Origin of the sequence: Rhodococcus sp. T2V (assembly GCF_029269925.1) — a bacterium.
GTDB lineage: Bacteria > Actinomycetota > Actinomycetes > Mycobacteriales > Mycobacteriaceae > Rhodococcus_F > Rhodococcus_F koreensis.
The window spans coordinates 23,442-34,251 of record NZ_JARJBD010000102.1 but is presented as its reverse complement, the minus strand read 5'-3'; the positions used below and the strand labels follow the sequence as shown (position 1 = coordinate 34,251).

Genomic DNA, 10,810 nt, shown 5'->3' with positions numbered 1-10,810 from the left:
CTGACAATGCTCGCCGACCGCACAGGCGAGTCGGATCTGATTTTCCGCGACGGATGTTTCTACCTGCATGCAACCGTCGACACCGACGCCCCGGATCAGCTGGTCCCCGCCGACGACCCCACCGGGTGGCTGGGTGTGGACTCCGCGAAACGGAAACTGAAGATACGGCGGAGGAAGGAGACTCGGTACGCCACCGACATCAATCACCAACTCTCGAAAACGATTGTTGCCCAGGCACAACGCACCGGTCAAGGAATCGCGGTAGAAGATCTGTCGGGAATCCGGGACCGGGTACGGCTCGCACGCAGACAACGGCAACAAGTGCACTCCTGGGCATACGCGCAACTGCGCGACCAGATCATCTATAAGGCGCAAGCCGCGGGAGTGCCGGTGCAGGTGATCAACCCTCGCAATACCAGCAAGACGTGCCACCGCTGCGGGCACTGCGACACCGCGAACAGGCACAGTCAAGCACTGCTCCGGTGCTGCGGCTGCGGATGGACCGGTCACGCGGACTGTAACGCCGCTGCCAACATTGCCGCACTCGGGCACGACAATTACCGGGCCGCCCAATCAACCGTGCCTATAGCAGCCACCCCTCTCGCAGCCAGTGAGAACGTGAGCAGCAAACCCGAGTCCTCCAGTACCGGGTAGTTGATATCTGCACCTCGATATGTCTGAAGACTGACTGGGGAAACTGGTTGAAGTGGTTATGCTGCTGTCGATTTTACTCGCGTCGAGCGAACCCGAGCGGGTCTCGGGAGGTCGCACCGCCCTCGACCGGAATCAGGCTGCCGGTGATGTAACCGGCCGCCGGAGACAGCAGGAATCCGATGGTGCCTGCCACCTCGTACGCCTGCCCCAAGCGCTCGAGCAGAGCCTGGTTGACGATCGATTCTGCTGCTGTTCGGCCGATCCGGTCGAGCGTCTCGACCATGCGGGCGGTCAGGAAGAACCCCGGGGTAACGCCGTTGACTCGCACGCCCGCCGAACCGTATGCGGCCGCGAGTTGCTTGATCCAGGTGTTCAGCGCCGCCTTTGCGGGACCGTAACCGGGGGCGGCCGGGCTGGCGTACTGGGACCACGAGCTGGAGACGAAGACAATGGATCCGCCGCCGCTGCGGGCGATCAGCGGACAAAGCGCTTGTCCGAGAAGAAACGCGTGCCGGGTATTGACACGGAAGTCGTCTTCCCAGTCGGCCAAGGTGAACTCCGCCAACGGCTTCGGAGTCGTCCTGCCGACGACGTCGACAAATCCGTGGATCTCCCCGACTTCGTCTTCGATGAACTTCACGAGTTCCGCGACGCCGGACTCGGACGTCACGTCGGCACAGAGTGAAGGGCAGTTCAGGGTTCGGCTGATCGACTCCGCGCCCGCGGGGTCGACGTCGACGCATACCAATTCGGCGCCCATGGAGGCCAACATGCGACTGGTGTGTTCCCCGATGCCACTTCCGGCCCCGAGTACGACAATCCGATGTCCGTCCAACCGGAGAAGTCGGCCGTACTCGACATCGGCGGCGGCGACAGGCACATTGGATCTCAGTGCTTGGTGCAATGTCAGTTCCTTTACGGATCAGTTCGGGGGAGCGGAGGCAACTGTGCGCGAACTATCGGGTCCGACGAAGAAGGCGCATGAAACTCCGAGTTGGATGCCGTTGCAACACAAATTCTCTCATGAGGTGAGAATCGCATTCCGGGGGTATACGAGCAACCGAAAATGTCTATCGGGGTGATAGTTCCCGGGTATGTCGATCGACCTTGACACCTTGGTGCGCTGCTGGTCCACTAGTGGCCAGCCGATTTGGGTGAGTGAACGTCCTGTGATATCGCGTGCGGGAACTTCTGTGGTTTGTACGATTCGGGATCGGCTGTCCACTTTCAGGCGAAACGATCGATTTTGCCTGCCCTGATGTTGTGAGCTTAGGGAGAGCGATGAGCAAGGATTTCCACCGCGTCGAATCCGCCGGGCGAATTCGCGGAGCGGCGCCCGGGTCTGCAATCAGCCGTCGCAATGTGTTCAAGTTTGCCGGCGCTGGAGCGCTGGCCGTCGGTGTCGGTTCCGTACTCGCCGCATGCGGCGGAGGCGGCGGAGCAGCCGGAACGCAGGGACCGAAAGCAGCTGGTGCGCTCGCGAGGCCGACTCCATTCGTCGTGGGATCGTCATCCGGCGACAACTTCCTGATCGATGCGATCAATGTCGCTCAAAACCAGTTCTCCCTCTTCAACCTGGAAGTTCCCAAGCTCATCTACCCCCAGAGCGGTGTGCAAGGTTTGCAGATGGTCAGTGCGGGCGCGATCGATGGCGCTGCGATGGACACGATGGGCGCAATGCTCGCCTTCGCCAAGAGTCAGAACGGCAAACGGCCGGTGATTGTCGGTATGCGCATGCCGGTCAACACCTACAACCTGATCGTGGGGCCGGGTAACTGGCCCGGTGAGAACGCCTCGTTCGTCGACAAGATGGCGTCCTTGAAGGGGAAGACGATTGGTGTCACCGCGATCGGTGCAGGTACCGACAACATTCTGAATCTGGCGCTGGAGGCGGCTGGGATGGAACGCGATGACATTACTGTCCTCGGGGTTGGGCAGCTGTCGGCCGCCATCGCCCAGATGAAGAACGACCGGCTCGATGCCTATGTGGGATTCACGTTCGGCGCGGGTCTGTCTGTTGCCACGCAAGTCGGTGGCCGGATGCTGATCGATTTCAGTGCCGCCGGTACCCCGCAGCTGTTGAGTGATCTGCAGGTTTGTCCCCTGGTCATGCGTGAAGACAAGGTCGAAGCGAATCAGGACACTGCCGACGCGTGGCTTGCTGCGCAGTGGGAGGCCAAGACTTGGATCACCGACAATCGGGCCGCTGCGGCACAACTCCTCAACGAGGGAACCTTCAACAACGAGGCACCGGAAGACGCAGCCAGGACAATCGATTTCATGGTCGATCGTGTCTTCCCGAAGGTCGGTCCGAACTGGAGGGTCACTCGTAGCGGGATCGAGCATGCTGCCGAGGTGATGGATCGGCTGGGCATGCTCGAGAAGGGCGCGGTGCACTACGAAGACATCGTCCCGCCCTTCGCACGCGTCTGATCCGGTAGCAGAGGGATTCTCGCATGATCAATCAGATAGCAGGTAAGAGTGACGCATTCGATCTGTCGAACAAGGTTGCTATCGTCACCGGGGCAGGACGAGGGATCGGCCGTGCGTGCGCACTCCACCTCGCCGGCGCGGGCGCCGACCTCGTCCTGGCCTCTCGGACTGCAACGGAGCTGGACGCTGTCGCACATGAGGTGGAGGCACTCGGCGCGAAGGCACTGGTCGTACCGTGCGATGTCGCCGACTTCGACGCGTGCGATGCCGTCGCCCGTGAAGCCGTCGATGTGTTCGGTGACGTCGATCTTCTCGTCAACAGTGCCGGTGCGGGGGCTCCCTGCGCGGTGATCGACGCCGATCCCGCCGACTGGGCCCGTGTGGTCACGCTGAACTTGATAGGCACGTTCAATATTGCGCGAGCTGTTCTCCCCTTCATGATCGAGGCGGGCGGCGGCCGGATCATCCTGATCGGGTCGGGTCACGGGCATTCCACGACGGCTGGATTTTCGGCCTACGGTGCGTCCAAGGCGGGGGTCAGTCATCTCACGAAGACCTTGGCCGAAGAAGTCTGGGAGCATGGTATCGACGTGAACGAAGTGATTCCCGGGCCCGTAGCGACACAGCTCACTCGAGGTCTTGTCGCAGTGGGTGAAGCCCCTGACGGCTTGCCGAGTGAGCGTGTGAAGTTGCCGCACGAAGTCGCAGAACTGGTCGGGTGGCTGGCCCAGCAGCGCGTCGGCGGTCCCACCGGGCAGGTCTTCAGCCTGGCACGTAGAGCGTTGTAGATCGTCATGCCCTGGCCGAAAAGGTAGAGCCCTTGCCCCCGTGGGGGCAAGGGCTCTGTCGGTCAGAGGTCGATGGCGAGACGCGTACTCAGTGCACGCGAGACGCAGATCATCATCGTCTTGCCGGCCTCGCGTTCACGCTCGTCGAGAACGGAATCCCGATGGTCCGGGACGCCGTCCAGAACCGCGACCTCACACGAGGCACACGTACCCTCCATGCACGACGAGAGGACCGGAACACCCGACTGTTCGACGGCGTCGAGAATGCTCTGACCGTGATTCACGGTGATTGTCTTCCCACTCTGCACCAGTTCTACTTCGAACGCAGTCTCGGCTGCGTGCTCGTCGATGGCTCGCGGGGAGAAGCGTTCCACACACAGAGAATCCGAAGGCCAGGCCGGCCGGCACCGGTCCTCGACCGCGGAGAGAAGCGGTTCAGGTCCACAACAGTAGACCAAGGTCTCGGGATCGGGATCTGCCAGTGCTGAACCGAGATCGATGAACCCGACCTCGTCCTGCGGATAGAGATGAACGCCGGCGTGGTCGAATTCCAACAGCTGATCGACGAAAGCCATCGACTGGCGTGAGCGGCCACCGTAGTGAATCGCCCACCGGGCACCCGATTTCGCCGCAGCGGAAATCATCGGCAGCATCGGGGTGATACCGATCCCGCCCGCAATGAAGAGGTAGTTACGTGACGGCCGGAGTGGGAACAGGTTGCGTGGCCCCCGTGCCGTCACGAACGACTTCTCCTGCAGTTCATCATGAACTCGTTGCGATCCGCCCCGGCCCGAGACGTCCCGGAGCACCGCGATCTTCCAACAGCCACGGTCGGCGGGATCTCCGCACAGCGAATACTGGCGAACCATGGATTCCGACAGGATCAACTCGATATGCGACCCCGGATCCCACGCCGGAAGATCCGATCCGTCTTCCGTTCGCAACTCGAGTTGGATGATGTCATCGGTGAGGACCGTCCGTTGCTCGACTACGAGTCTCACTTCGGTTCCGTTGAACGAATTGCGCATTGCGAAGCCTGCTTTCCGCGAATCGATCGGGCACCATGATCAATCCGTGTGCACAACAATGGCTCCGGATGGACAGATACGTTCCGATTCGATCACCCCCGCTTGCTCGTCAGCGAGGACGTTCTCCCGATGAACGAACACCAGACCGTCGTCGTCGTTCTGATCGAAGATGCCCGGCTCGCGTCCGACGCAGAGTCCCGCCGCAATACACTTCGTGTTATCTACCGACACCCGAATCACAACCGCTCCTTGCCATCGAACTTCCTCACGGGCTCACCCGGCAGGTGAAGCCCGCACCATGAGTTGTCTGTGTGGTTCGCTCGCTACCAGGTAACCGGGAATTCGTGGACCCCGTAGAACGCTGAATCATCCTTGAATCTGAGCTGTTCGATCGGCTGTGCCGACCGGAGACTGGGAATGACGTCGAACACGGCCTCGATCACAACTTCGAGTTCCATGCGCGCGAGAGCCTGACCGAGGCACTGATGAACGCCGTACCCGAAGGCCATGTGCTGGCGGGCTTCCGGCCGGCCGACATCGAGTACCTCCGGATTCGGGAAGATGGACTCGTCCCAGTTCGCCGCGGACACCGCCGCAATGAAGCCGTCGCCCGCCGGAATCGTTCGACCGCCGACCTCGATGTCTTCGAGCGCCAGGCGTATCGCATTGCTGTGCGTGACCGACGTGATGCGGAGAAGTTCCTCGATGGCGTTGGTGACGGTGACCTCGCCGGATGTGATCCGCGCCAGCTGGTCTGGATTCTCGAGTAGCGCCATCGTTCCCAGGGTGATCACGTTGGCGGTGGTTTCATGGCCGCCGAGGAGGAGAAGATTCGCGTCCATCAACGCATCTTCGCGGGTCAGATCACCGTTGGTCACATGGTCCGCCAAGAAGGTCATGACGTCGTCGCGGGGGTCGGCACTGCGCGCGTCGAGCAGTCCGCCGAGGTAGTCGAGCAGTTCGTCGGTGGTCTCCGTGATTTCGGTGGGGGTGGCTGTGCGTGAGATCCGTATCGCACTGTTCTCCTGGAAGAATTCGTGATCCTGATAGGGGACGCCGTAGTTCGCATGCGACTGTCGACGGCACGACCAGGGAGAACTCGGTGAAGAAGTCGACAGGCGGAGTCTTGGTGACCAGGTTCTCCAGGAGTTCCCGTACCAACTTCGTCACAGTCGGCCGCAATGCCTCGATCCGATGAACGGTAAAGAAGGGGATCAGTAGTCGGCGCCGTCGGCTGTGCTCTGGTCCGTCCATCCGTTGGAGGGATTCGTCCTGCATCTTGGCTGCCTGATCGGACGCGGACAGGAAGGGAAAGTTGGGTCTTCTCGTCTGCGAACTGATCGAGGATGACCGCAGGATCGAACGGATGTCGTCGTAGCGCGTCAATAACCAGGCCGAACGGCCATCCCAAAGGTTCACCTGCGCAACCGGTTGAGTATCTCGCAGTTCGCGGTACTCGGCAGGTGCGGAGAACGGGCAAGTCCTGCGCATAGGGAATTCGGGAGTGGGAACAGGTGACGCCATAGGTTACCTCCACACATCAAGGGGTTTGTGACGACGGTCTCACTGATCCTGGTGTCGGCGCACGGCAGCGTCAAGGAACTTCTCCGGCTCAGCGGCTATCGCCGCGATAGCCGTTTCTTGCTTGTGTTGCGGTGGTGGGAACCGTTGCTGCCCAGGTGATCCTGTTCGATCAGATCCGGTGCAACGCTTCCGGTACGCGCGGGCGTCCGGGTCAGTTGCGGATCATCGCCAGCGCCGTGCGCAGCCCGCGCCGTGTACCGGTCGCGGGGTCGACCCCGAACACTTCCTTCATCCCACCCCGGATGCGGAAGCGCAGTTCCGACGCCGTCTCCGGTGCGTCGTCGGCGGACGCCGACAGAAAGCGGTTGGGCAGGGCGAGCTTGAAGATGGTGCGCAGGGTGAGTCCGTACTGGTGGGGGAGGGAACCCGTCGTGTACGGGAGGTCGTACTTGTCGCACAGTGCCCGCATCTCCACGCCGATCTCGGCGTAGCGGTTGCTGGGGAGACCCGGGAACGCGTGGTGCTCGATCTGGTAGCAGAGATTGCCGCTCATGAACGCGAGCACCGGGCCCGCGTGGAAGTTCGCCGAGCCCAGCATCTGGCGCAGATACCACTCGGCCTTCGTCTCCTGGTCGAACTCCTCCTCGGTGAACTTCTCGGCACCGTCCGGGAAGTGGCCGCAGAAGATGACACCGTAGGCCCACAGGTTCAGGATCACGTTGGCCGTGATGTTCGCCGTGAGGGTGCTCTTCCACGCCGGGCCGGTCAGCGCCGGGAACACCACGTAGTCCTTGCCGGCCTGTCGCGCGATCTTCCGGCCCACCTCCTTCGCGTTGCGGAGGGTTTCGGCGCGGTCGTCGTCGCCGCGCCGGATACTCTCCACGTCCAGGTGGTGCAGCGCGACACCCCACTCGAACAGCAACGCCAGCAGCACGTTGTAGAACGGCTGCGCCAGGTACACCGGCGACCACTTCTGATCGCGGGTCATCCGCAGAATCCCGTAGCCGACGTCGCTGTCGAGTCCGACGATATTGGTGAACTTGTGGTGCACGTAGTTGTGGGAGTGCTTCCACCCCGAGGACGGGCATGTGTTGTCCCACTCCCAATTCGACGAGTGGATCTCGGGGTCGTTCATCCAATCCCATTGGCCGTGAATGACATTGTGGCCGAGTTCCATGTTCTCGATGATCTTCGCCGCACCCATCAGGGCGGTACGCAGGAGCCATGCCGGTCTCTTCCGGCTGCCGAACAGGACGACCCTGCCCGCAATCGCCAGCGACCGCTGCAGCTTGATCGCCCGGTCGATGTACCGCGCGTCGCGGGCGCCGCGGGACTCCTCGATGTCGGCGCGGATCGCATCGAGTTCCGCGCCCAGCGCCTCCACATCGGCCTCGGTGAGGTGGCTGTACTCCTTGATATCGGTAATGGCCATCTCGTGTCGGTACCCGGTTCGTGCCATTCCCAATCCGCGTATCCGCCCAACCGATGCACAACCGTGTCGTGGTCACGCGTCCGTGTGAGAGTGGTCCGCTATTCTCTCCACGGTCACCGAGCATTCGGTGGCCCGGGTCCAGGGGTGGACCTCGATGCAGATAACAGGGGGGGAAGTCGATGTCAGAGGGCGATATGACATGGCCGGACAGTGTCATCGGTTCACTGGACGGGACCGGTGTGCCGCGACCTCCGCTGGCGAGCGTCCCAGGGTTGCCGCCGGTGCTCGGCGGACCGGACGTCACGGTGGTCAAGGTCGACCCCGACATGCTCCGTGCGATGTCCGGTTCGCTCGGCGCCATCGCCCGTGAGGTCGAGGCGCTGGGCGGCCGGCGGAGCTTCGACGACGCGGGCCGGGCAGTCGAGGGATCCGAGACCGCCGCCGCGTGCCGGGACGCCGGCGACATTCTCGCGTCCGCGCTCGGAGTCGCCGCCAGTCGCATCGACGAGATGGCGTTCATCGCGGGTGACGGGGCCGAGAACTACGAGGTCAGCGACACGGCGTTCGCTTCGCAGCTGTCGGCGATGGGGGAGATGTGATTCCGCCGAGGTCGCAACTGCACGTCTGGAACCCGCAGGACCTGAGGTCGGCGGGCGAGGAAATCGGTCGGACCGCCGAAGATACGCGAAGCCGGGCCGAGGACGTCTATCGGGTCGTCGCGGATCTTGGCCTCCACGACGACTGGCGCGGTCCGTCGCAGGCGGCTGCCGAGCAGCGGGCGAACACCGAACGGACGGAATTCCGGCGGCTCGCAGACGATCTGGAGGATCTGTCGACCGCCCTGGTGGGCGGGGCCGATCGCCTCGGTCATGCGCGAGACTACGTCGCCGCCGTGATCGACAAAGCGGCAACCGACGGATTCACCGTCTCCGACGACTGGCAGATCGTCAGTCAGCCGAAGACGAGGAGTGACGCCGAAGCCGCCGAACACGCCGACCTGATGGAATACTGGCGCAGCCAGCTCGATGGGGCCCTGACAGAACTCGACAATGCCGATCGGGACATGGCGACGGCGATCCGGGACGCCCTCGGGGCCGTCGCGGCGAGCGCCCCCGCGTCGGCGGGCCTGTCGGGGCACGAGGGCACCGAGTTGGGCGAGCAGGTCGCGCAAGGCGGTTCCGACATTCCGCAGGACGTCCGTGACCGCGTTGCGCGGGAGATCGCGGCAGCCGGGCTCACCCCAGCACAAGTGAAGACGCTGGCCGACGGCGGCAAGGTCACCGACATTCCGCAGGGAACGATGGATTTCCTCCAGCAGTTCTACACCGCCGCCGGCAAGGACGGCTTCCTCGCACTCTCGGAGCAGTACACCGAGAACGGTCGCACGGAGGCGGCGAGCGCGCTGTCCAACGGCCTCGCCGTCGTGTCGAACTACAACGTCGGCAGTGCAGCCGGTGACGTCGGCGGACAGAGTCACATCCCGGAAAGTCTTCGTGGGTTGTTCGAGGGGCCGGTGACGTCGACCGGCAACCTCACGAAGGGCGCGCACGACGCCCCGCAGCAGTCGATGGTCGTCAACAACGGCCACGACCTGGCGCGATTCACCAAGGCGTTCGCTCTCGTGGACCCCGCCGTCCAGCAGGGCAGTGAGCTGAGCGAGAATCTTCTCTCCCGTGCCGGCGAGATCGCGTCGGCCACGAACGACAAGAGTCTGCTGATCGGCGACTCCTTCGACCACAAGATGCTGGGCCGCGACGGCGTCGACACACTCCTGCAGGACATGATCGGGGTCGGTGGCCGTGACCATGTCGCCGTCCACAACATCCTGTCCGGTGAAGGCATGCCGACCGGTTACAACCGCGACGACGTCGTCATGCCTCTGCTTCAGCGCGATTGGGCCGAGGGCGGCGAACAGAACGTCGCCGGGATGTTCGACTGGATCGCCGACGACGCCAGACCCTCTGATCCGTCGGACCCCGGAGAGATGTTCCGGTCGCAGCAAGCCGGCGAATCGGCCTTCGGGCTGGCACAGATCCTCGCGGCCAAAGACGCCGAACTGCTCGACATCCCCGGGATGAAAGGCCAGGCCATCGGCGAGGTGAACCCCGAAATCACCCAGGCCTTGGGCACTTCACTCGCACCCTACATCGGCAACATGGTGGGGGTGCCCGAGTCCTTTACCGGAACCAATGCCTTCAGCGGCGAATCGGGACATGCGCACTTGCGGCTCGAAGAAGTGCCGCGAATCTTCTCTGTCATCGACTCCAACGCCGACGCGGCGGGCTACTTCAACGCCCAGGCCTTGGGAGTGTCGGCGCAACTGGAACAAGCGTGGGCTGTCGACGGCCAGACACATCAGAATCCCCACTACCAGTACGGGGGATGGGCGGGCAATCTTCAGGGCGTGGTGGACAAGGGATTCGATCTCGAGTTCGCCGACCGACTCGGCGACGAAACCTCCCAGAACGCAGCCGGTTTCGAGAGCAAGGGGGTTGCCTACGACACGATCAGGACAGTTATCAGCAAGGGTGTCGAATTCATTCCCGTCGCGGGTCCTCTGATTTCGAGCGGAATCGATCTCGCCGACCCGACGTTCAAGAGCGCCGTCATGGGTGCTGTGCCCGACGGGACAGTCCAGCCGAACACGCAGTTCGCAGAGGATTCGCTTCTTGCAAAGCAGTACTACCAGATTGCGCTTGGGCTTCAAGCGGCGAATGGCGGCTCGCTTGACCCCTATGTCGGTCTCGAGGACTTTCGAGATGGTGTGAACGGCCCACTGCTGCCGTATGACGAGATTGTCTCTGACCGTCCAAGTTTTACAACCCCACTGCTGTCTTCGAGTTTGGCCGGATACATCACCGAAGCAGGCTTTCCCGGCGTTGGTGAGTTTGTCGACGCGATGAACGCAGGACGTGAGCAAGTGCAGGGCATGGAGTTCGGGCAATGAGGGC

The 10,810-nt window shown here is 62.8% G+C and carries 10 protein-coding genes; 5 read left to right on the top strand and 5 right to left on the bottom strand.

Annotated features, from left to right (window positions below):
• The coding region (locus P3H15_RS45105; RefSeq protein WP_276143253.1) for a transposase at positions 1-654 on the top strand (654 nt) is incomplete at its 5' end.
• A gap of 73 nt (positions 655-727) precedes the next feature.
• On the opposite strand, the gene P3H15_RS45100 is transcribed toward P3H15_RS45105, so the two are convergent.
• Positions 728-1,534, bottom strand: a complete 807-nt coding sequence (locus P3H15_RS45100) for an SDR family NAD(P)-dependent oxidoreductase (RefSeq protein WP_276143255.1) — start codon at positions 1,532-1,534, stop codon at positions 728-730.
• A 401-nt stretch (positions 1,535-1,935) separates the two neighbouring features.
• Between P3H15_RS45100 and P3H15_RS45095 the strand changes: the two genes are divergently transcribed.
• Both P3H15_RS45095 and P3H15_RS45090 read left to right on the top strand, forming a co-directional pair.
• Positions 1,936-3,087: an ABC transporter substrate-binding protein gene (locus P3H15_RS45095; RefSeq protein ID WP_276143252.1), complete on the top strand. Its 1,152-nt coding sequence runs from the start codon at positions 1,936-1,938 to the stop codon at positions 3,085-3,087.
• A gap of 23 nt (positions 3,088-3,110) precedes the next feature.
• Positions 3,111-3,875 carry an SDR family NAD(P)-dependent oxidoreductase gene (locus P3H15_RS45090; RefSeq protein WP_276143250.1) on the top strand — a complete coding sequence of 255 codons (765 nt, stop codon included), beginning with the start codon at positions 3,111-3,113 and terminating at the stop codon, positions 3,873-3,875.
• A 62-nt stretch (positions 3,876-3,937) separates the two neighbouring features.
• On the opposite strand, the gene P3H15_RS45085 is transcribed toward P3H15_RS45090, so the two are convergent.
• From P3H15_RS45085 to P3H15_RS45070, 4 genes are all read right to left on the bottom strand, one after another.
• Positions 3,938-4,876 carry a PDR/VanB family oxidoreductase gene (locus P3H15_RS45085; RefSeq protein ID WP_276143249.1) on the bottom strand — a complete coding sequence of 313 codons (939 nt, stop codon included), beginning with the start codon at positions 4,874-4,876 and terminating at the stop codon, positions 3,938-3,940.
• 66 nt (positions 4,877-4,942) lie between these two features.
• Complete coding sequence (locus P3H15_RS45080; RefSeq protein ID WP_276143248.1) at positions 4,943-5,143, bottom strand: ferredoxin; 201 nt, start codon at positions 5,141-5,143, stop codon at positions 4,943-4,945.
• 83 nt (positions 5,144-5,226) lie between these two features.
• The gene (locus P3H15_RS45075; protein ID WP_346348852.1) at positions 5,227-5,841 is read right to left on the bottom strand and encodes a cytochrome P450; all 615 of its coding nucleotides are present in this window, start codon (positions 5,839-5,841) and stop codon (positions 5,227-5,229) included.
• A gap of 797 nt (positions 5,842-6,638) precedes the next feature.
• Positions 6,639-7,859, bottom strand: coding sequence for a fatty acid desaturase (locus P3H15_RS45070; protein ID WP_276143246.1), 1,221 nt, complete (start codon positions 7,857-7,859; stop codon positions 6,639-6,641).
• 194 nt (positions 7,860-8,053) lie between these two features.
• On the opposite strand from P3H15_RS45070, the gene P3H15_RS45065 reads away from it, so the two are divergent.
• Complete coding sequence (locus P3H15_RS45065; RefSeq protein WP_346348851.1) at positions 8,054-8,458, top strand: hypothetical protein; 405 nt, start codon at positions 8,054-8,056, stop codon at positions 8,456-8,458.
• Positions 8,455-10,806, top strand: coding sequence for a WXG100 family type VII secretion target (locus P3H15_RS45060; RefSeq protein WP_276143244.1), 2,352 nt, complete (start codon positions 8,455-8,457; stop codon positions 10,804-10,806). The genes P3H15_RS45065 and P3H15_RS45060 overlap by 4 nt, the downstream gene beginning before the upstream one ends.
• The last annotated feature ends 4 nt before the right edge of the window (positions 10,807-10,810 follow it).

Excerpts from the sequence above, each read along its gene's own strand:
- P3H15_RS45095 (WP_276143252.1), top strand. The coding sequence starts at position 1,936 with ATGAGCAAGGATTTCCACCGCGTCGAATCCGCCGGGCGAATTCGCGGA.
- P3H15_RS45090 (WP_276143250.1), top strand. The coding sequence starts at position 3,111 with ATGATCAATCAGATAGCAGGTAAGAGTGACGCATTCGATCTGTCGAAC.
- P3H15_RS45070 (WP_276143246.1), bottom strand. The coding sequence starts at position 7,859 with ATGGCCATTACCGATATCAAGGAGTACAGCCACCTCACCGAGGCCGAT.
- P3H15_RS45065 (WP_346348851.1), top strand. The coding sequence starts at position 8,054 with ATGACATGGCCGGACAGTGTCATCGGTTCACTGGACGGGACCGGTGTG.